Source organism: Peribacillus sp. NPDC097264 (genome assembly GCF_050277925.1).
Classification (GTDB): domain Bacteria; phylum Bacillota; class Bacilli; order Bacillales; family DSM-1321; genus Peribacillus.
This window is the reverse complement of record NZ_JBNNSR010000003.1, coordinates 326930-347056: the sequence shown is the minus strand read 5'-3', so window position 1 is coordinate 347056 and position 20127 is coordinate 326930. Positions and strand designations below refer to the sequence as shown.

The 20127-nt window shown below is 43.3% G+C and carries 21 protein-coding genes; 16 read left to right on the top strand and 5 right to left on the bottom strand.

What is annotated here, in order from left to right; all coding sequences use genetic code 11:
- The first annotated feature begins 84 nt into the window (after positions 1 to 84).
- Positions 85 to 1668 (top strand): acyl-CoA synthetase MbcS, encoded by a 1584-nt coding sequence (gene mbcS, locus ACQKL0_RS06980; protein ID WP_407408158.1) that lies wholly within the window; start codon positions 85 to 87, stop codon positions 1666 to 1668.
- Positions 1669 to 2041: 373 nt separating this feature from the next.
- Positions 2042 to 2971 carry an EamA family transporter RarD gene (rarD, locus tag ACQKL0_RS06975; protein WP_427686791.1) on the top strand — a complete coding sequence of 310 codons (930 nt, stop codon included), beginning with the start codon at positions 2042 to 2044 and terminating at the stop codon, positions 2969 to 2971.
- A 37-nt stretch (positions 2972 to 3008) separates the two neighbouring features.
- Here the strand turns inward: rarD and ACQKL0_RS06970 are convergent, their stop codons facing one another.
- Entirely contained in the window at positions 3009 to 3824 is an 816-nt protein-coding gene (locus ACQKL0_RS06970) for a protein-glutamine gamma-glutamyltransferase (protein ID WP_407408162.1), read from the bottom strand.
- A 182-nt stretch (positions 3825 to 4006) separates the two neighbouring features.
- On the bottom strand, positions 4007 to 4810 hold the full coding sequence (locus tag ACQKL0_RS06965) for an NAD kinase (RefSeq protein ID WP_427686789.1): 804 nt from the start codon (positions 4808 to 4810) through the stop codon (positions 4007 to 4009).
- A gap of 203 nt (positions 4811 to 5013) precedes the next feature.
- On the opposite strand from ACQKL0_RS06965, the gene sppA reads away from it, so the two are divergent.
- From sppA to ACQKL0_RS06920, 9 genes are all read left to right on the top strand, one after another.
- Positions 5014 to 6015, top strand: coding sequence for a signal peptide peptidase SppA (gene sppA / locus ACQKL0_RS06960; RefSeq protein WP_427686788.1), 1002 nt, complete (start codon positions 5014 to 5016; stop codon positions 6013 to 6015).
- A gap of 12 nt (positions 6016 to 6027) precedes the next feature.
- Positions 6028 to 6558, top strand: coding sequence for an RDD family protein (locus ACQKL0_RS06955; RefSeq protein WP_403122164.1), 531 nt, complete (start codon positions 6028 to 6030; stop codon positions 6556 to 6558).
- A gap of 103 nt (positions 6559 to 6661) precedes the next feature.
- A complete protein-coding gene (locus ACQKL0_RS06950; RefSeq protein ID WP_427686786.1) occupies positions 6662 to 7354 on the top strand; it encodes a DUF2953 domain-containing protein in 693 nt (230 codons plus the stop codon).
- A gap of 15 nt (positions 7355 to 7369) precedes the next feature.
- Positions 7370 to 7843, top strand: a complete 474-nt coding sequence (gene ytfJ, locus ACQKL0_RS06945; RefSeq protein WP_427686784.1) for a GerW family sporulation protein — start codon at positions 7370 to 7372, stop codon at positions 7841 to 7843.
- A 125-nt stretch (positions 7844 to 7968) separates the two neighbouring features.
- Positions 7969 to 8469 carry a thiol peroxidase gene (gene tpx / locus ACQKL0_RS06940; protein WP_402957736.1) on the top strand — a complete coding sequence of 167 codons (501 nt, stop codon included), beginning with the start codon at positions 7969 to 7971 and terminating at the stop codon, positions 8467 to 8469.
- A gap of 323 nt (positions 8470 to 8792) precedes the next feature.
- Positions 8793 to 9779: a class I SAM-dependent methyltransferase gene (locus tag ACQKL0_RS06935; protein ID WP_402874318.1), complete on the top strand. Its 987-nt coding sequence runs from the start codon at positions 8793 to 8795 to the stop codon at positions 9777 to 9779.
- Positions 9780 to 9941: 162 nt separating this feature from the next.
- Positions 9942 to 11156, top strand: a complete 1215-nt coding sequence (locus tag ACQKL0_RS06930) for an acetate kinase (protein WP_402874320.1) — start codon at positions 9942 to 9944, stop codon at positions 11154 to 11156.
- Positions 11157 to 11339: 183 nt separating this feature from the next.
- Complete coding sequence (locus ACQKL0_RS06925; protein ID WP_402874322.1) at positions 11340 to 12182, top strand: EcsC family protein; 843 nt, start codon at positions 11340 to 11342, stop codon at positions 12180 to 12182.
- Positions 12179 to 12691, top strand: a complete 513-nt coding sequence (locus ACQKL0_RS06920; protein ID WP_402874324.1) for a MogA/MoaB family molybdenum cofactor biosynthesis protein — start codon at positions 12179 to 12181, stop codon at positions 12689 to 12691. The genes ACQKL0_RS06925 and ACQKL0_RS06920 overlap by 4 nt, the downstream gene beginning before the upstream one ends.
- A gap of 61 nt (positions 12692 to 12752) precedes the next feature.
- Here the strand turns inward: ACQKL0_RS06920 and ACQKL0_RS06915 are convergent, their stop codons facing one another.
- Positions 12753 to 13067, bottom strand: coding sequence for a hypothetical protein (locus ACQKL0_RS06915; protein ID WP_427686811.1), 315 nt, complete (start codon positions 13065 to 13067; stop codon positions 12753 to 12755).
- A 214-nt stretch (positions 13068 to 13281) separates the two neighbouring features.
- On the opposite strand from ACQKL0_RS06915, the gene ACQKL0_RS06910 reads away from it, so the two are divergent.
- Together ACQKL0_RS06910 and argH are read left to right on the top strand one after the other, a co-directional pair.
- On the top strand, positions 13282 to 14487 hold the full coding sequence (locus ACQKL0_RS06910; protein WP_427686782.1) for an argininosuccinate synthase: 1206 nt from the start codon (positions 13282 to 13284) through the stop codon (positions 14485 to 14487).
- Positions 14484 to 15863 carry an argininosuccinate lyase gene (gene argH / locus ACQKL0_RS06905; RefSeq protein WP_427686780.1) on the top strand — a complete coding sequence of 460 codons (1380 nt, stop codon included), beginning with the start codon at positions 14484 to 14486 and terminating at the stop codon, positions 15861 to 15863. The genes ACQKL0_RS06910 and argH overlap by 4 nt, the downstream gene beginning before the upstream one ends.
- A 53-nt stretch (positions 15864 to 15916) precedes the next feature.
- Here argH and ACQKL0_RS06900 read toward each other — a convergent pair whose 3' ends face one another.
- Entirely contained in the window at positions 15917 to 16369 is a 453-nt protein-coding gene (locus ACQKL0_RS06900) for a universal stress protein (protein WP_402986602.1), read from the bottom strand.
- 83 nt (positions 16370 to 16452) lie between these two features.
- Positions 16453 to 17550, bottom strand: coding sequence for a M24 family metallopeptidase (locus tag ACQKL0_RS06895; RefSeq protein WP_427686778.1), 1098 nt, complete (start codon positions 17548 to 17550; stop codon positions 16453 to 16455).
- Between the two features lie 113 nt (positions 17551 to 17663).
- Between ACQKL0_RS06895 and ACQKL0_RS06890 the strand changes: the two genes are divergently transcribed.
- The 3 genes from ACQKL0_RS06890 (at position 17664) to ACQKL0_RS06880 (ending at position 20125) form a co-directional block, all read left to right on the top strand.
- Positions 17664 to 18344: a metal-dependent hydrolase gene (locus ACQKL0_RS06890; protein WP_427686776.1), complete on the top strand. Its 681-nt coding sequence runs from the start codon at positions 17664 to 17666 to the stop codon at positions 18342 to 18344.
- Positions 18345 to 18509: 165 nt separating this feature from the next.
- Positions 18510 to 18737 carry a hypothetical protein gene (locus ACQKL0_RS06885; protein WP_427686774.1) on the top strand — a complete coding sequence of 76 codons (228 nt, stop codon included), beginning with the start codon at positions 18510 to 18512 and terminating at the stop codon, positions 18735 to 18737.
- 68 nt (positions 18738 to 18805) lie between these two features.
- The gene (locus ACQKL0_RS06880; RefSeq protein WP_427686773.1) at positions 18806 to 20125 is read left to right on the top strand and encodes a DRTGG domain-containing protein; all 1320 of its coding nucleotides are present in this window, start codon (positions 18806 to 18808) and stop codon (positions 20123 to 20125) included.
- The last annotated feature ends 2 nt before the right edge of the window (positions 20126 to 20127 follow it).

Below are 20127 nucleotides of genomic sequence, written 5' to 3'. Positions count from 1 at the left end.
AAAAAACATCGTTAAGATATTAAAATGGGGAAGTATCTTGTATAATGAGTAGGTACTAAGAGTTCATGAATGGAGGAGAAGAGAATGAAGCGTGAAGAATTATTGGCTCCGGAACATTACAACTTAGTGAGTGAAATGGAACGTTTTGCATCAAATCCGGAAAAAGTGGCAGTACTTTGGGAAAACGAAACCGGGCACAGAAAACAACTTACATATGAGAACTTATTAAAAAGCGCAAATAAATTCGGTAATGTCTTTATAAAAATGGGACTGGAAAAAGGGGATACGGTTCTGATCATCATCCCTCGTTTAGTTGAAGCGTATCAAGTATATTTAGCCGCCCTTAAAATCGGGGTCGTTGTCATTCCTTGCTCCGAGATGCTCCGTGCAAAAGATTTAAAATATCGGATCAATCACGGTGATGTAAAGGGGATTGTCAGTTATCATGAATACACCCATGAATTCAATGAAATTAAAGAAACAGAAAATCTCTTGAAATTCTCGATAGGACAACAAGTGGACGGGTGGCATGATTTGAATGGATTAGCTGAAGATGAGTCCGAACAGCTTGCTTTAGCTGATACGAAAAGTGAGGATATGGCCTTCTTATCCTATACTTCAGGTACGACAGGAAATCCTAAGGGAGTTGTACATACACATGGTTGGGCTTATGCCCATTTAAAGACATCGGCGGCAAACTGGTTGGGAATTAGCGAGGGAGATGTCGTCTGGGCAACCGCTGGACCCGGGTGGCAGAAGTGGATTTGGAGTCCGTTCCTGGCAGTCCTTGGGACCGGTGCGACTGGGCTTGCATATCATGGGAGATTTGAACCGAAGAAGTATTTGCAGTTGCTGCAGGATTACAAAGTGAATGCCCTTTGTTGTACGCCTACAGAATACCGTCTGATGGCGAAAGTGGATAATCTCGATGATTATGACTTATCTGCTCTCCATAGCGCTGTATCGGCCGGGGAACCGTTAAATCAAAAGGTGTTTGAAGTGTTTAAGAATCATTTTAACATCGAAGTGCGTGACGGATATGGCCAAACGGAAAATACGCTTTTGGTCGGTGTGATAAAAGGCATGGAAATTAAACTGGGCTCTATGGGCAAACCGACTCCAGGAAATCATGTGGAGATCATCGATGATGCCGGAAAGCCATGTCTTCCTGGCGTGGTAGGGGATATCGCGGTGCATGTGGATACGCCTGCCCTCTTCAAAGAGTATTTTAAGGATCCTGAACGCACGGCGAGACAATTTCGCGGTGACTATTATGTAACAGGGGACCAGGCTAAGAAAGATGAAGAAGGTTATTTCTGGTTTGAAGGCCGTTCCGATGATATCATCATCAGTTCCGGGTATACAATCGGGCCCTTTGAAGTCGAAGATGCGCTCATTAAGCATCCCTTCGTGAAAGAATGTGCAGTCGTAGCAAGTCCGGATGAAGTGCGGGGGAGTGTTGTTAAAGCATACATTGTCTTGATTGATAGTGTAGACCCTCATCGTCCAGATTTAATAAAGACGCTTCAGCAACATGTGAAAGACATGACGGCTCCTTATAAATACCCTAGAAAAATAGAATTTTTAAAGGAACTTCCTAAAACGACGTCCGGTAAGATCAAGCGGGTCGACTTACGTAAAATGGAAGAAAGACTCCTGGAAAAGTAGGAGGAAACTCGAACGTCAGCCATTGTGCTGGCGTTTTTTTAGTGAAGCAAAAATGTGGGATTAAATCAAATGAGGTGATACACTTACTGCATATTATGGGAAACTTACGTGCTAAAGAAGATCGGCAAGTTAGGGAGAGGCAGGCTTCTTATGGAAAAATGATGTCTGCAATATTTCCGGGGAAATCGACCTGAAAGGACAATGTTTGCTTTCTAAGTAGGTGGTCCTTGTCGTTTAAGGAAGACAATCGAATCGGAAGGGGAAAAGGGTAAGGGGTAAGTCATCAAAGAAATGAAGGTACAGAAAAAATCGTTCCATTAGAGCAAATTTGAGCGTGACTATGGAATGATGCAAAGGGAAAGAAGGAAAGGTTATGAAAGTAAACGAACAAAAAGAAGGGGCGATTTATGCAGCCGTTTCTTATATGATGTGGGGCATTGTCCCGATATATTGGAAATTTCTTCAGGGCGTTGGGGCAGCGGAAATTTTAGCTCAGCGGGTATTATGGTCCTTCGTCTTCATGGTGGTTTTATTGGCATTCATGAAAAAATGGCGGGCTTTTGTCGATTATGTTAAAGAAATCCTAGGCAACCCCAAATTATTTGCCGCATTATTGACGGCCTCACTATTGGTCTCAGCTAACTGGGGAGTGTTCATATGGGCTGTTAACTCAGAACGAATCCTCGACACGAGCCTTGGTTATTATATCAATCCGCTTGTCAGCGTTTTGTTGGGAGTCATCGTCTTGAAAGAAAAACTAAGCCGATCGCAGGTCGTTTCATTCATCCTCGCTGGAATTGGTGTCTTGATCCTTGGTATCCACTTTGGAACGATTCCATGGGTATCGCTCATCCTGGCCATCACGTTTGGACTCTATGGCTTGGCGAAAAAGATGATCAAGGCCGAATCAGCCGTGGGACTGACGCTTGAAACGATGATGGTGACGCCACTTGCGTTGGGTTACTGGATATATTTGATGCTCCATTCGGATTCGCAATTTTTCGCATCCAGCGGAACGAGCCTGATGTTGATGGGTGGGGGAATCGTAACGGCACTACCCTTACTGTACTTTGCGAAAGGTGCAGAAAAGGTGCCTTTGTCCATGCTTGGCATCCTGCAGTACATTGCCCCAACCTTGACTTTGCTCCTGGGGGTGTTCGTATATCATGAAAGCTTTACAAAAGCACACTTCTTGGCCTTTATCTTCATCTGGTCCGCATTGGTCGTTTATACACTTTCCATTACGAAATGGGGAAAAATGGGTGCTGATAGATTTAAAGGAAAAAGAAATATAGGTGCCTAAAAAAGCGCTTGGAGGGATGATTCCCTCCAGGCGCTTTTTAGGTTAAATAGGTGTTGGAACCTATCTCGCCAACGATCATATTATCGAGTGAATCCGTATCGTCACGTTCACTTTTTATGGAGTAGGGCCGATAAGCGGAACTGTCGATTTGGATAATATGTGTTGTCAGGTAGGCGGAGATCATGGATCCCCAAATTCTGTTACTATTCAATTCGGTAATGATTTCTTGTTGATCGGTGACTCCGATACCATGCGCAAAGAAGAGGTTCTGGCCTAACATGATTGCATTTTCCCCTTGCCATTCCGGGGTGTTCGGAGCAAAGTCCGGATTTTTGAAGTATAAGCAGTCACCAGGTAAATAATCCATCCCCTCATGGACAAGGATGGAAAGATGTTGATGATAGTGCCAGTTGTAAAGAAACAGATCAGGAAAAATACGATCGAAATTCTTAGGTCCGATTGAATCCAGTATCGCTTTATAAAATACGACCAATATGGCTGTTCCGCATTCGAAAGAGTATAGTCTGCCGTTTATGAATATGTCATTCAATGCCATGTGTGGAGGGATATTCGGCCAGAGTTCAAAAGCCCGGTCTTTCGTGAGTTGCCAAACTTGTGGATTGCATAGGGAATCTTCGAGGATCGTAAATTCGGCCCCACTTTCCTCTAACAATACGGAAGCCTGAATGGCCTTAAGACGTATTTTTAAGTCGAAACGAAAATCTTCCAATGTGTCAAACTCAAAAACGGTAGGATATATGGCCATCAGCTGAATAATGGTTGATAGGTTCTTGTTTGTTATACCGGCTAGCAGCTGGCTAGCGTCGATCGGTTTGTGATTGATTTTTATCATGATGATATCCGCCTTTTGGTGAAGTTAATGTAAGGGGTGTTTGCATATACATGATAATTATATGAGTACTTGCATGAAAGTGTTAGACGACTAGACTCTTTTCCGGACTTTATCCTTAACAGGAGCGCAATCATAAAAAAGGCTTGGAAGAAACATCCTCCAAGCCTGTAAATCTAGGCGTTTTATAAAAAGGTGCGTTTTACTTTTTCCCAATAGGAATTATCCTTTAATTTGACCGTTTTCATGACTTTCCTGCTTAAGCGGATCTTGATTTTCTCTATATTGCGAATACTCAGGGCCTCGTTGTCCAAGCCAATGATCGGGTAGCTTGGCCCGTTTTGCCCAAGGTGGACGGTCAGCGTTCGGTCGCCGCTCAGGATGAAGGACGAGCCTAAGGTCCGGTAGGTATTATTGTTGATCGAAGCGAGTTCACTGACCTGGAAGCATGGTAGAAGCGGATCGACTACTGCTCCATTCACGGACTTATTATAGGCGGTGCTGCCCGTCGGGGTCGCGATGATGATTCCATCTCCGCGCAGTGTTTCAAAATGGATGTGATCAATGAAAATGTCCATGATAAAGGTTTTGATGACGGAGGTGCGGATGCTGAGCTCGTTCAAGGCATAGAAAAAGGGTTGGTCATCGAGCTGGATATCGATAACAGGATATTTACGGACCTCGATTTGTTCGTTCGTCATGGCAACGATCATTCTGTTTACGTCTTCCATGTAAAAATCACAATACATGTTCAAGTTGCCTGTGGTAGAAACGCCTGCATATAAACAGTCATCCCGAAACCCGGTTTTCCGGACGGCTTGTAGAAAGGTGCCGTCATCACCGATGCTAACGATGATGTTGGCCTTTCTATAATCCTTGACGACTTCAAATGAATATTGTTGCGCCAACTCCGTCAATCTCTTGACGTTCTTTATCATCTGCTCGTTCTGTACATGGAAAAAATAAATATTCCGGCGATTGGTCATCATGATTCCCCCATTAAATATGTATAGTCACGTTAGGGCCTACTCAATAAAATCAAGGAAAAAGTTGATAGAACAAGATGCCTTGCCATTTCCAATTTGAGGATTATTTGCTACAATTTTAAGATGGTCTCATTTTATCATGGATTGAAACTTTTTTGTTTACAGTTCGTAAGATAAGAGTGATAGAAATTTAAGGGGGAACACATATGAATGGGAAGCGTTGGGCTGCTCTGGGTATTGCAGCCGTTTTATTTTTTGTTTCTATTGGCGTAGGTCTAGCCACCACTTTATTTGCAACCGATACAGAAAGTGTTTTCGAAGATTTTTTTGCGTCCGATAGCGGATTTTACGAAGAAGTCATAGAAGGCGAAGATCCAACCAATGTCATCGCGGTATTGGATGTAGAAGGAACGATTCAGGATACAGGGGAAGCTTCCCTGTTAAGTTCGGAAACCTACAATCACCGGGATTTCATGGACAAGCTGCAAATGGCGGAAGAGAATGACAATATCAAAGGAATTATCCTTCGAGTGAATTCACCAGGCGGCGGGGTTGTGGAAAGCGCTGAAATCTACGACAAAATCCTTGATATTAAAAAGGTGAAAAAGCCCGTATATGTGTCCATGGGTTCCATGGCGGCATCCGGTGGGTATTATATTTCTGCACCAGCCGATAAAATCTTTGCCAGCCCCGAAACCATGACAGGTTCACTTGGTGTCATCATGCAGGGGTACAATTACGAGAAATTAGCCGAGAAATATGGTGTCGAATTTGAAACGATCAAAAGCGGTACATACAAAGACATTATGAGTCCGACGAGGGAAATGACCGATGATGAACGGAAAATCCTCCAAAATATGATCGATAATTCTTATGATCAATTCGTCAAGATCATTGCCAATGGACGTGGCATGTCCGAAAAAGAAGTAAGGAAGATTGCGGATGGGCGGATCTATGATGGACGTCAGGCGAAAGAAGTTCATTTAATTGATGACTTCGGCCATTTGGATGATGTGATTGCTGCCATGAAAAACGATATCGATAAAAAAAATGCGCAAGTCATTCGTTATACAGGTGAAGCCGGATTCGGTTCATTGTTCAGTATGGGAGCGCAAAAAATATTGGGAAATGATGTGGAAACGGCCGTGTTGACAAAAATCCTTTCCTCTTCAAATTCCCCACGCTTGATGTATTTGTATGCGGAATAGGGGGGCTGAAGAATGACGGAACAAAATGATAGCAATGAAAGAATCGTACCATCCAATCTAGCATCGGAGCAGGGACCCATACAGCCAGAGCTTTTGCCAGTCCAACCTCTAGAGGATGATGGCGATGTGAAAGTCGTGTATTTTGCTGGTTTTTGGATGAGATTTTGGGCCTATTTAGCGGACTTGTTTGTGATTGGCAGTTTGAATCGCATCTTGATTCACCCCATCTTTAAATTTTATAATGAGTCAGATAACCTTTGGTTTTCTGCTGAGGCCTTATTGACGGCCATTGTCTTTTTCCTTTATTTCATCCTGATGACCAAATTCTTCAATCAGACATTAGGCAAGATGATTTTTGGTTTGAAGGTAGTGGCCTTGAAGGAAGAGACGATTACCTGGGGTACGGTATTATTCAGGGAATTGTTTGGACGTTATATTTCCAAAGTTACCTGGGTCGGCTACCTTTTGGCAGGCCTATTACCCAAGAAACAGGCTTTGCATGATATCTTTGCGGACACGAGCGTCGTTTTAATTAGAAGATGATGCCCTTTTTAATAAATAAACCTGTCGGACTGCCATTTTAGGTCCAATAGGTTTATTTTTTTTTGACGAGGCCGATAATGAATGGCTGAAAGGGTGTGGATGTGTGAAATGGATTGTAATGATATTGGCTATCCTCATAGCAGTGTTGCTTCTTCTCATTTTCACTAAAGTCAGGGTGCATTTTACCTATAAGCGTATTCAAAAAGATGATCTTATCCATATGAAAATGACGGCCTGGCATGGCCTTTTGCATTACACATTGAAGGTGCCGGTCATAAAAAAGGACGATGAATCGTCGGCTCTCATCGTGGAGAAAGAAACGGACATGACGAATGATACGGAAAAGAAGTCGACGGCCAAGCTTACACCGGAAGCGTTCATGAATGGTTTAAGCGATATGCGGGCCTTGATCCACCATATAGTTGATTTGCATCGGATCCTCCGGAACTTCCTCGGGAAAGTCCAAGTGAAAGAGTTTGCATGGCATAGTGTGATAGGGACGAAACATGCTGCCCAAACAGGGATATTAACAGGTAACTGTTGGGCCCTTAAAGGATCGATCATTGGTTTATTGACCACCTACCTGAATTTTCGGGTCATGCCTACCTATACGATTACACCGGATTTTTATCAAAAACAGGCCAATACGTCAATTGCTTGCATAGTAGAATTCAGAGTCGGGCAAGCTATACTGACTGGGATAAAACTGCTTCGCTACTGGAAAGGCGGTAAAGTGAAATTCAAGTCTAAGAAATTAGCGAAGCTAACTGGAGATTCCAATAATCAATCGATGTAGAGTGGAGGAATTTAGATGTCTGATCACCCAATACAAGGTTTAATGAAAGAAGCCATGGAGAACTTGAAAGAGATGGTCGATGTTAACACGATCATCGGGGACCCGGTGGAAACCCCCGATGGAAGTGTCATTTTAACGGTTTCCAAAGTGGGCTTCGGATTTGCCGCTGGAGGCAGTGAATTTGTGATCGATGGTAACCATCAAGGTCAACAAGGCGATTCAAAGCAACCATTTGGTGGGGGTAGTGGTGGTGGAGTATCCATTACGCCTATAGCTTTTCTTATTGTTGGTACACATGGCGTGAAGATGATTCATTTAGATGAAGGTACGCATCTTCTTGAAAAAATGATGGATTTAGCACCGCAGGTCGTTGATAAAATCCAATCGATGCTAGCTAAAAAAGATAATAATCAATCAAGGCAAGATAGCGCTCAAAGGAATTCAATGAACATGAACAATCAACAACCTAAACAGGATCTGGATTTCTAATGCGACTCGGCGTCCGCCGAGTTTTTCTATTTGATGTATAAATTCCAAAATCCAATTAATTGCAAAATTACGATAAAACAAATATCATAAAGCTTGTACATACGCATATAAAGGAGGAATTATTAATGGCTTCAGTTACTTTTAAAAACAACCCGGTCACTTTGGTGGGACCAGAACTTAAAGTTGGGGATAAAGCACCTGATTTTACAGTATTGGCTAATGATTTAACACCGGTTACATTAAACGATTCTAAAGGCACAGTCCGCATTATCAGTGTCGTTCCGTCGGTTGATACAGGCGTTTGTGACGCACAGACACGCAAATTCAATGAAGAGGCTGCCAAATTGGATAATGTGAAAGTATTGACGATCAGCAATGACCTTCCATTCGCACAAAAACGCTGGTGTGCTGCAAGCGGACTAGACAATGTCCAAGTCCTTTCCGATCACCGCGACCTTTCTTTTGGGGAAGCTTACGGCGTTGTGATGAAGGAACTTCGTTTACTGGCACGTTCCGTATTCGTCGTGAACAGTAACGATGAAATCACTTATGTTGAATATGTAAGTGAAGGTACGACTCATCCAAACTATGAAGGTGCCATTGAGGCAGCTAAAGCAGCAAAATAAGGACTGAGCTCACTGAACCAGGCGCTGATGTGCCTGGTTTTTCTATTGGGTCGAACATCCTAAAAACAGGAAGATTGCCTTATGATGAATAAAGATAGAAACCCTCAAAACCAGACCTTTTCCTCATTCCCCAAAGAAACGCCTTCCTGTGAGTTCACTGACGGACATTGCTTCAACCCAATGATAGGATAGCATGTACCGAATGGCTCCAATAAGGAAACATTCTGTCAAATAACTGATGAATGATAAACGGGGCTTACGACTTGTAAGTCTTACTCCTTACCTTTAAAATAAGGACAGAAGCAAACAGGAGGAATAAATAAGTGAAGTCTACCCCAGTTGAAGAACTATTTTATGAATTTGATGAAACAACCAAAATATTGCAAGATGAACTGTCGTGCACGTATCTCGATGCTTTGGGCGAGACCGGAGAGAATTTTTTCCAAGGGAAAGTGATGCAGGAAGAAATCAGTGAAGAATCAAAGAAAAGTTTGATGAAGCATTATGCTGAATTTTCATTGGAAAAGTATGAAAAGGAAGCCATCCGTAAAGCATACCAGCTGGCCATCCTTAAAGGCATGCAACAAAGCGTACAACCTAACCATCACATGACACCGGATGCCGTCGGGATTTTTGTCAGTTACTTAGTCGGCAAATTCACGAAGGATCAAAAAGAGATCGTCATGCTCGATCCAGCTGTTGGGACAGGAAACCTACTCTTTGCGATCATGAACCAGTTGACCGATAAAAACATGGCGTCATTTGGTGTGGAAATCGACGAAACCTTGATCAGGCTTGCATATGCCGGGGCTAATCTTCAAGAGCATCCCTTATCATTTTTCAATCAGGACAGCCTAGAGCCGCTTTTCATTGACCCAGCGGATGTGGTAGTCAGTGACTTGCCGATTGGGTATTACCCGAATGATGTCCGTGCAGCGGAATACGAACTGAAGGCAGAAAACGGGCATTCCTATGCACATCATCTATTCATAGAGCAAAGTGTCAAACATGTGAAAGATGGAGGATATCTATTCTTCATTGTCCCGAATAATTTATTTGTCTCGGAAGAAGCACCTAAACTCAATGACTATTTGAAAAAAAATACTCACATACAAGGAATGGTGCAGCTTCCGCTTACCATGTTTAAAAACGAAGCGGCTGCCAAGAGCATTTTAATCCTTCAAAAGAAAAAGGATGGCGTCGAGGCTCCTAAGAAAGCCTTGTTGGTACAACTTCCGAAGCTATCTGACTTCGATGCGACTAGGTCGGTCATGAACCAGATGGACGATTGGTTTAAGGAAGAAAAATAAAAACAAAAGCTGATGCCAAAAGGCATCGGCTTTTGTTTTTAGAAGATAAAGAGTTTTTTAAATTATTAAATTTTTTATTGGTGGAATCCATTTGCCATGATAAGATATATACATTATATACTGCACGTTTGTAGACTAGCTTAGAGTAAAGGAGCAGGATGGATGTCTAAAATTATGGCTATAAACGCAGGCAGCTCTTCTTTGAAGTTTCAGCTTTTTGAGATGCCTAGTGAACATGTTATTACGAAAGGTCTTGTGGAAAGGATCGGTTTGAAAAACTCCACATTCACCTTGAGTGTTGAAGGCGAGAAGATTTCTGAAACGTTACACATCCCAAATCATGAAGTGGCTGTCGGGCTTTTACTAGAAAAACTGATTCACCACCAAATCATACACTCTTTCGAAGAAATAGATGGCATGGGCCATCGAGTTGTGCATGGTGGTGAAGTGTTTAGCGACTCCGTCTTAATCACAGAGGAAGTTATAGAAGAAATCGAGAAGCTTTCGGATTTAGCTCCCCTTCATAATCCTGCCAATATAACGGGCATCAAGGCGTTTAAGCAAATATTGGGTGAAGTGCCGGCGGTTGCTGTCTTTGATACGGCCTTCCATCAAACCATGGAACCCAGTTCGTATATGTATAGCTTGCCATTTGAGTACTATGAGAAATACGGTATCAGGAAATATGGATTCCATGGTACATCACATAAATATGTTTCCCAACGTGCAGCGGAAATGATAGGAAGACCGATAGAACAGTTACGGTTGATATCCTGTCATTTGGGAAATGGCGCTAGCATCACGGCCATCGAGGGAGGAAAGTCGATTGACACGTCGATGGGATTCACTCCATTGGCCGGCGTGACGATGGGTACACGTTCAGGGAATATCGATCCAGCTTTGATTCCTTACATCATGGAGAAAACGGGGACAACGGCAGATGAAGTACTGGATGTCTTGAATAAGAAAAGTGGGATCCTTGCACTGTCTGGCTTCTCCAGCGACTTACGCGATATCCAATTGGAAGCCGATAAAGGAAATGAGCGGGCTGAGCTTGCGCTAGAGGTATTTGCTGGCCGCATTCATAAATACATAGGTTCTTATACAGCAAAAATGGGCGGCGTGGATGGAATCATCTTTACGGCCGGCATTGGTGAAAATAGCCAGGACATCCGGGGGAGGATCTTGGATGGACTTGAATTCATGGGAGTTTATTGGGATGAAGACCTGAATCGTACCTCTGGTGAGGAAGCCTTCATCAATTCCCCATTTTCCCCGGTGAAAATCATGGTCATTCCTACGAATGAAGAAGTCATGATTGTCAGAGATACGATGAATATCACAATGAATGAAAGTTTAGAAGATATGCTTTCCTAGAAGAAAAAAGCCTCCATGCCCATCAAGGGAATGGAGGTTTTTTTACGTGCGGATTTGCCCGGAGTTCTGTTTAGATGTTGATTTTCGGTTAGGTTGTAAGCTGCTTCATATTCTTGAAAAGCTGTGCCGTATGGTATACTTAAAGGGAGAATCCACCAATTCTTTATAAAGGAGGCTTGTTGCATGGAATTCACAAATCGGGACATGAAAACTTGGAATGAAATTAGTGAATGGCAAGATAAACTGAACCAATATAATCCGACAGACCTGGCATCATTATATGATAAATGGCTAGAGCAAAGTTTTTCACGGTTGCCTGAAGATGTTCAACAACAATTTTTTGAAAAGCTTGATACTTGGTTATTTCACTTGCATGCGATGGTACAGAGCTCATCCATTCAAATAGACGCAAGAGACCGCATTTTGGCCTCGGCACGCGTATTCAATGATGAGATTGAGGAGATCAAGGATGTACACCTTTTAACAATCGACCAGTTGAACTACATAGCGAACCAGCATATTGCGAAGCATCGTTTATATTCTTTTGTGCAGGGAGGAATAAGCGGTCGTGGAGGGTTGCTCCTACTGGGAAGTGATATCCCGGCCATGACAGTCATTAATGTTCGAACCGTACAGCTGATAGCGATGTCTTATGGTTTTGAAGGGAATACACCCTTTGAAATGATGATGGCCTTAAAGGTATTCAATGCAGGGGCGATGCCTAAGCGGCTCCAAGGAGTGGCTTGGGAAGAATTGGTCCGGGAAATTCAGACTGCGGAAGATGAATATTGGTATATGGGAATAGAGGAGCTGACGAATCCAAAGTGGATGGAACAGCCATTAAAGCAATTATTAAAAGCTGTATCCATCACGGTTTTCAGGAAAAAACTATTGGGCGGCGTTCCGCTTATCAGTATGGCCATTGGCGCCGGGGCTAATTACCAAATGACGAAAGATGTCAGTGAATTCGCCCAGAAATTCTATCAGTATCGTTATTTACAGGGAAAGAAGGCCGATGAAGAATGAGTGTCAAGGAACATAAAAAGGCCACTACGGAGCCGATTCGATGCAAGGTGATCACGGTCAGTGATACGCGAAACGAAGAAACGGATAAAAGCGGATCCTTGATGATGGACCTCCTAAAATCACAGGGCCATGTAGTGACAGAATATGAAATCGTGAAGGACGAACGGGGTGCAATCCAAGAGGCGATTACGGCCGGCGGAAAAAGCAATCAAGTCGATGCCATCCTAACCAATGGCGGTACAGGCATCGCAAACAGGGATGTCACGATTGAAGCGGTAAAAGAATTGATGACTAAAGAGATACCCGGTTTTGGTGAGCTTTTCCGTATGTTGAGCTATCAAGAAGATATCGGATCGGCAGCCATCCTATCAAGGGCGATTGCTGGAGTGGCATTTAATAAAGCGATCTTTTCGACTCCTGGTTCATCTGGGGCGGTTCGCCTTGCGATGAATAAACTAATACTTCCGGAATTGGGCCATGTTGTCGGGGAAATTCGGAAGGATACATAAGGAAACGGACAAAAAAAGCCCCGGTTTTAAAAACTGGGGCTTTTTTTGCATGGAAATGGGCTTAATTATGCATCTTTTCACTTATCCCATGATCGGTCCGATACCAAAGCCAAAGATCGTTTATCACGGAAGCCAATTCGGAGATTTCCGTGTTGAGTTGGCACGACAGGGAAAAATTACTTTCGTCGGAGAGCTGAGCTTGTTTCCGATTGATAATGGCTTCCAGTTCCTGTATACGGTCCGGGATGTGGCCCCGGATGCTTTCCCAGTGTGCGAGTATGCGGTGCTGCTTTCCTTTAGAGTATTCATCCCATTCCATGGGGAGGTCGGGGATAGAGATTCCAAGCCGTTCATCATACGTAAAAAGTTCTTTCATAATGCCTCCTGTAATCACAGTTTTCATACTCTTAGATTACTATATTTTAACCGATGTATCCATTGTGTAAATTATTTGGAATATCGAAAAAATTTTACTGAAATCAGTAAAATACCCCTTGTATTCCTTGTATAAAAATGATAAAGTACTAAACATAGATTGAATAAAAATAACAACGAATGAATTTTTATTCACACGAAAGGGACGATAAAACATGGGAAATCAAAAAGTAGTTTTAGCTTATTCTGGAGGATTAGATACCTCTGTTGCAATTAAATGGTTACAAGATCAAGGATACGACGTTGTGGCATGCTGTTTGGATGTCGGTGAAGGAAAAGATTTAGACTTCATTAAAGAAAAAGCAATCACTGTCGGAGCGGTTAGTTCATATGTGATTGATGCCAAAGACGAATTCGCCGATGAATTCGCATTGACGGCTCTTCAAGCCCATACATTATATGAAGGAAAATATCCTTTAGTATCAGCTCTATCGCGTCCACTTATCGCGAAGAAGCTAGTGGAAGTGGCTGAAGAAGAAAATGCAGTAGCCGTTGCGCACGGTTGTACGGGAAAAGGAAATGACCAAGTGCGTTTCGAAGTATCCATTTCAGCATTAAACCCTAACTTGAAAGTTCTTGCCCCAGTTCGTGACTGGAGATGGTCTCGTGAAGAGGAAATCGAATATGCCGCGAAGAATGGAATTCCTGTTCCAATCGGTTTGGCTAGCCCTTACTCAATCGACCAAAACCTATGGGGAAGAAGTAACGAATGTGGAATCCTTGAAGATCCATGGGCTGCTCCTCCGGAAGAGGCATATGACCTGACAACAAGCCTTGAAAACACACCGGATACTGCCGATATCATTGAAATCGGATTTGAACAAGGTGTACCGGTTACACTGAATGACAAAAACTACAAATTGGCTGATTTAATTGTCGAATTGAATCAAATTGCCGGAAAACACGGTGTCGGACGTATCGACCACGTAGAAAATAGATTAGTAGGAATCAAGTCTCGTGAAGTATACGAAGCTCCAGGTGCCATGACATTGATCGCTGCACATAAAGAGCTTGAAGATATTACATTGGTAAAAGAACTTGCCCACTTCAAACCAGTGATCGAGAAGAAAATGACGGAATTGATCTATGAAGGACTTTGGTTCTCTCCACTTCAAAAAGCGTTGGCTGCATTCTTGAAAGAGACACAAGTGAACGTTACGGGTACTGTCCGTGTAAAACTTTTCAAAGGCCATGCCATTGTTGAAGGAAGAAAATCAGAGTACTCCCTATACAATGAAAAACTAGCAACCTATACAAAAGCGGACGAATTCGATCATGAGGCAGCAGTTGGTTTCATTAAATTATGGGGACTTCCAACGAAAGTGAACAGCATGGTCAACAACAAGAAGGTGACAGTGTGAGCAGCAAGCTTTGGGGAGGAAGATTCACGAAATCTGCCGAAGAATGGGTAGATGAGTTCGGGGCTTCCATATCCTTTGATCAGGAACTTGTCCTTGAAGATATTCAAGGCAGCTTGGCACATGTCACCATGCTGAAGACATGCCAGATCCTGCCTGAAGAGGATGCTGATCAAATCATTGTAGGACTAAAAGGTTTACAGGAAAAAGCGGAAAAAGGCGAATTGACTTTCAAGGTGGAGATGGAAGATATCCATCTTAACCTTGAAAGCATGCTTATTGAAGCGATTGGCCCGGTCGGAGGTAAATTGCATACTGGCAGAAGCCGTAACGACCAAGTGGCAACAGACCTTCATCTTTACATGCGCAACCAGACGAAAGTGATTCTGGAACTCATTAATGGCCTCCAAGGAGCAATTTTGGAACAGGCTAAAAAGAATGTGGAAACACTCATTCCGGGGTATACGCATTTACAGCGTGCCCAGCCAATTTCATTCGCTCACCATTTAATGGCTTATTTCTGGATGCTGGAGCGCGATAAACAACGTTTCACGGAAAGCTTCAAGAGAATCAACATTTCTCCATTGGGTGCAGGAGCGCTTGCAGGGACGACTTTTCCGATTGACCGTGCGTTAAGTGCAGAGCTACTAGGCTTTGATGGCATATATGAAAATAGTCTTGATGCAGTAAGTGACCGTGATTTTGCCCTGGAATTCATGAGTAACAGTGCAACGATGATGATGCATTTATCCCGTTTCAGCGAAGAAATCATTCTTTGGTCAAGCCAGGAATTCCAATTCGTTGAACTGGATGATGCTTTCTCAACGGGAAGCAGCATCATGCCACAAAAGAAAAACCCTGATATGGCGGAGCTGATCCGCGGTAAAACAGGACGGGTTTACGGGAATCTAACAGGGTTACTGACTGTATTAAAAGGACTGCCACTTGCTTATAACAAAGATATGCAAGAAGATAAAGAAGGCGTTTTTGATACGGTTAAAACGATCGCTGGTTCACTTAAAATCTTCGCAGGCATGATTTCAACGATGAAAGTGAAAAAAGACGTGATGGAAAAAGCAACGAAAAATGACTTTTCCAATGCAACCGAATTGGCCGATTATCTGGCTTCGAAAGGCATGCCTTTCCGTAAAGCCCACGAAGTCGTCGGCAAACTTGTTTTATTCTGTGTGCAAAACGGCTGCTATTTAGTGGACCTAAGCATGGAACAATTCAAGGAAGCATCCGAGTTGTTCGAAGAGGATATTTACGACGCATTAAATCCATACGAAGCAGTTAAACGCCGCAATAGTGCAGGCGGTACTGGGTTTGCCCAAGTGCAGCTTGCGATTGAAAAAGCGGAGAAACTCATAAGTGAATAACAAATGAAAAGATCGTACACCGATTTGGTGTACGATCTTTTTTTTAAAAAATTTTAGTTTTTATCAGTACGAACAATGATGACATCACAATTTGAGTGACGGACGATACCTTCTGATACGCTTCCAATCAAGAAACGTTCAACGGCATTAAGTCCAGTCGCACCACAAACGATTAAATCAATCGTATGTTTTTTCGCTAAGTCTCTTGGTATTTTGACTTTAGGAGAACCATACTCCACTTCCGTAATTACGTTAGTGATGCCAGAGGCCACCGCTTCTGTTTTATACTTTTCCAATAAGTCATTGGCAAAGGTTTCAGAACGATCGCGGATAGTCATATCGTAAGCTTCGATAGTCGGGAAATTCCTGGTGTCGACGATATGAGCCAGAACTAGAGTCGCGTTACTTAGTTTTGCAAGGTATATCGCTTTTTTTAAGGCCCATTCTGCTTCTTCAGAACCGTCCACCGCTACAAGGATATTTTTATAATCTATCGTACCCATCATGAATCTCCTCCTTCTACTTCACTCCCATTATACTATAATTTTCCTTATTCAATTGTAACAAATTTACGAATTTTTGGTGAAGTCTATCTTAATATTTGGAGGCTTTTCGGATATTTCGTCAAGACTTCACAACCTGTTTCGGTTATGTACAGATCATCCTCTATCCTCACACCAGCCACATCGGGAACATAGATACCTGGTTCGATTGTATAAACCATTCCCTTTTGCAACTTAAGTGAATTCGTTTCCTTTAACGATGGATATTCATGGACGCTAATGCCAAGTCCGTGCCCAAGACGGTGTGGGAAATAGTCGCCGTAGCCTTTGTTCTGGATGATGCTTCTGGCAGTCCGGTCGATCTCGGAACAAGCAATGCCGGGTTTGCTTGCTGCAATGGCCGCTTCCTGCGCTTTTCGAACCGTTTCATAGATCTCCGCTTGCTTGTCATTGATGTCCCCGAATGCGACGGTCCTGGTGATGTCTGAGCAATATCCTTCGTATACGACACCTAGATCAAAAAGAACGAGGTCACCGCGCTGAACTTTCGATGCTCCTGGTGTTCCATGAGGCGAAGCTCCATTCTTTCCAGTCAGTACCATTGTAGAGAATGACATGTGGCTAACGCCGACCTTCTTCATTTCAAATTCAATCGCAGCCAGGATTTCCATTTCGGTTTTCCCTTCACGGATTTCGCTGACCCCGACCTCGATAGCCACATCGGCAAGTCGGCAGGCTTCACGAATCTTGATCATTTCATCTTCGGATTTGATCATTCGCATCTTTTGTAGCTTCTCCTCGGCTGAAACGAGTACCGGCGCATCAAAATGATGCTGTATGTTTTCATAGCGTTCCACATTCATATGTTGTTTTTCAATCGCGATTTTCTTCAAGGATAATCCACGTTGACTAACCGCTTTCTGGATTTTCAACCATGGATCTTCGATATCGGTGTAGCCAATGATCTCGCCTTGCCATCCAGCATTCTTGGCATCGGGCACTTCCATTTGCGGACAAACCAAAAATGGCTCCGCGTTCGGAAAAATGGCTAGTGCAAGCAGTCTTTCATTCGGATCACTAAAGAATCCACTGCAGTAAAAGACGTTTTCGGTAGAAGTTAGGATGGCTGCGTCCAACTCATTGGTTTGCAACCAGTTTTGTAGTTCTTTCAAATGTTTATTCATGACGATTCCTCCATAGATAGGATATAATTACCTTAGCAATAACTATTTGAATAGTAAATGGTAAAGCTTTTGAAAAAATTCAAAAAAGTGTGTATCGGAAAGGAGCATCAGTAATGAAAGTATCTTTTCATGGACATGCCATCGTGAAAGTGGAGACCAATGGCAAGACGATTCTTTTTGACCCATTCATCAATGGAAATGAACTAACGGATTTAAAGGTGGCGGACGTAAAGCCGGATGTCATCATCTTAACACATGGTCATAATGACCACATTGGTGACACGGTGGAATTAGCGAAAAAGAACGATGCCCTTGTCATCGGAATTGCTGAAATAGCCGTGTATTTAGGAAACCAAGGCGTCAGGACTCATGGCATGAGCATTGGTGGTGCTTATGAATTCGATTTTGGCACAGTGAAGTTGACACCTGCCTTTCATGGAACCGGATTCAATACAGCGGATGGTCAGATCATCTATTTAGGGATGCCTGCCGGCGTATTGTTGACTGTAGAAGGAAAAACGATCTATCATGCTGGTGACACGGCCGTTTATTCCGACATGAAACTGATTGGGGAAAGACATCCGATTGATCTGGCATTTCTGCCTATTGGCGATAACTTCACAATGGGGCCGGAAGATGCAGCGCTTGCCGCAAAATTCCTCCAGGCGAAGCAGGTCGTGCCGATCCACTACAACACGTTCCCGGTCATCAAACAGGATCCAAACAAATTCATCGGTATGCTAGAAGCAAAAAATGGACTTGTCATGGAACCCGGAGATGTAATCGACTTATAATGCAACAGGGGCCTGATTCGGGGCTCCTTTTTATATAGGAAATGAATAATCAGGAAGTACGATGTAGTATGTCTCGACGACAACCATAAAAATCCCCTGTAGGCTTCATTCTTTTTATTCATCCTCTTGCATAAAATGAAGGGATGGAATGAAGGAGGGGGTTGGATGAAGCAAAGGTTATTGCTCTGTTTGCTTTTATGCGGTGTGATGCTGTATTATGCAGTGCCACGCCTAACGTTGGAAAGCGGGGGCCTAGAGAGTTTGTTTGGGGGAACTTGGCTGCTGTTCGCGCTGTTGGCCGTTGCGGGCAATTTGACGGGCATCCTGTATTCACCAGCAAAAAGGAAAGGGAAACGGTTGCACGAAAAGAAAAGGTTGCGTGAATATCAGTAGTTGTTTGATAATCTAGGCTCTTTGACCTTATAATGGGATATAGGAATACCGTGAAAAGGGTGAAGCGCTTGGCTACAAAGCATGAACAAATATTAAAACATATCGATGGACTTCCGGTTGGTGAAAAGATTTCCGTCCGCCAGATTGCCAAAGTCCTGAATGTTAGTGAGGGTACGGCATACCGTGCGATTAAAGAAGCGGAGAATCAAGGCTATGTAAGTTCCATTGAGCGGGTCGGCACGATCCGTATTGAGAAAAAGAAAAAAGAGAATATTGAGAAGCTAACGTTTGCCGAGGTAGTCAATATAGTTGATGGACAAGTCTTGGGTGGAAAAACGGGTCTTCATAAAACGTTAAATAAATTCGTCATCGGTGCGATGAAGCTTGAGGCCATGATGCGATATACGGGTGCAGGAAACCTATTGATTGTAGGCAATCGTACCCAGGCGCATGAGCACGCGTTAAAAGCGGGTGCAGCGGTGCTGATCACCGGTGGGTTCGATGCGGAAGAATCCGTTAAGATATTGGCCGATGAATTGGAGATGCCGGTCATTTCAACGAGTTACGATACCTTTACTGTCGCGACCATGATCAATCGGGCCATTTATGACCAATTGATCAAAAAGGAAATCTTATTGGTAGAGGATATTTTGACGCCAGTTCAGGAAACGACCTTCTTGACCGTGGGGGACCGGGTTCAAAATTGGCATGAATTGAATCAGGATTCGGGTCATAGCCGTTTCCCTGTCGTTGATGAAAACATGAAGGTTCAGGGCATGGTCACCTCAAAAGATGTCATGGGCCAAGAAGAAACGACGCTCATTGATAAGGTGATGACGAAGAATCCGATGACCGTAGGCGATAAAATGAGTGTCGCCTCCTCAGCCCATATGATGGTGTGGGAAGGGATCGAGTTGATTCCGGTCGTTAGCGACAGTCACATCCTGAAAGGGATCGTGAGCAGGCAGGATGTACTGAAGGCGCTACAGATGAGCCAAAGACAGCCACAGGTCGGTGAAACGATTGACGATACGATCACGAGTCAGCTGGTGATGTCGTCAAACCAAGGCAAGGGACAAGAAGTGTATAGCTATGGTGTTACACCGCAAATGACCAATTATCTTGGGACGATTTCAAGTGGGGTGTTCACGACACTTGTTACGGATTCAGCCAATCGTGCGCTCAGAAGCTATAAGCGCGGCGATTTAGTCGTTGAAAATATGACGATCTACTTCATCAAGCCTGTTCAGATCGACAGTACGCTTGAAATTCATCCGCGTGTCCTGGATGTGGGACGTAAGTTCGGGAAAGTGGATGTCGAGGTATTTAACCAAGGTAAGCTTGTAGGAAAGGCGATGCTGACCTGTCAGTTGCTCGATCGTTCTTAATT

What these genes read in the sequence shown, in the direction of transcription:
- tpx (WP_402957736.1), top strand. Translation starts at nt 7,969, where the DNA reads ATGGCTTCAGTTACTTTTAAAAACAACCCGGTCACTTTGGTGGGACCA.
- mbcS (WP_407408158.1), top strand. Translation starts at nt 85, where the DNA reads ATGAAGCGTGAAGAATTATTGGCTCCGGAACATTACAACTTAGTGAGT.
- ACQKL0_RS06920 (WP_402874324.1), top strand. Translation starts at nt 12,179, where the DNA reads ATGAGTGTCAAGGAACATAAAAAGGCCACTACGGAGCCGATTCGATGC.
- ACQKL0_RS06965 (WP_427686789.1), bottom strand. Translation starts at nt 4,810, where the DNA reads ATGATGACCAATCGCCGGAATATTTATTTTTTCCATGTACAGAACGAG.
- ACQKL0_RS06915 (WP_427686811.1), bottom strand. Translation starts at nt 13,067, where the DNA reads ATGAAAGAACTTTTTACGTATGATGAACGGCTTGGAATCTCTATCCCC.
- ACQKL0_RS06970 (WP_407408162.1), bottom strand. Translation starts at nt 3,824, where the DNA reads ATGATAAAAATCAATCACAAACCGATCGACGCTAGCCAGCTGCTAGCC.
- ACQKL0_RS06885 (WP_427686774.1), top strand. Translation starts at nt 18,510, where the DNA reads ATGAAGCAAAGGTTATTGCTCTGTTTGCTTTTATGCGGTGTGATGCTG.
- ACQKL0_RS06890 (WP_427686776.1), top strand. Translation starts at nt 17,664, where the DNA reads ATGAAAGTATCTTTTCATGGACATGCCATCGTGAAAGTGGAGACCAAT.
- ACQKL0_RS06925 (WP_402874322.1), top strand. Translation starts at nt 11,340, where the DNA reads ATGGAATTCACAAATCGGGACATGAAAACTTGGAATGAAATTAGTGAA.
- ACQKL0_RS06930 (WP_402874320.1), top strand. Translation starts at nt 9,942, where the DNA reads ATGTCTAAAATTATGGCTATAAACGCAGGCAGCTCTTCTTTGAAGTTT.
- ACQKL0_RS06955 (WP_403122164.1), top strand. Translation starts at nt 6,028, where the DNA reads ATGACGGAACAAAATGATAGCAATGAAAGAATCGTACCATCCAATCTA.
- ACQKL0_RS06910 (WP_427686782.1), top strand. Translation starts at nt 13,282, where the DNA reads ATGGGAAATCAAAAAGTAGTTTTAGCTTATTCTGGAGGATTAGATACC.
- rarD (WP_427686791.1), top strand. Translation starts at nt 2,042, where the DNA reads ATGAAAGTAAACGAACAAAAAGAAGGGGCGATTTATGCAGCCGTTTCT.
- ACQKL0_RS06900 (WP_402986602.1), bottom strand. Translation starts at nt 16,369, where the DNA reads ATGATGGGTACGATAGATTATAAAAATATCCTTGTAGCGGTGGACGGT.
- ACQKL0_RS06895 (WP_427686778.1), bottom strand. Translation starts at nt 17,550, where the DNA reads ATGAATAAACATTTGAAAGAACTACAAAACTGGTTGCAAACCAATGAG.
- sppA (WP_427686788.1), top strand. Translation starts at nt 5,014, where the DNA reads ATGAATGGGAAGCGTTGGGCTGCTCTGGGTATTGCAGCCGTTTTATTT.
- ytfJ (WP_427686784.1), top strand. Translation starts at nt 7,370, where the DNA reads ATGTCTGATCACCCAATACAAGGTTTAATGAAAGAAGCCATGGAGAAC.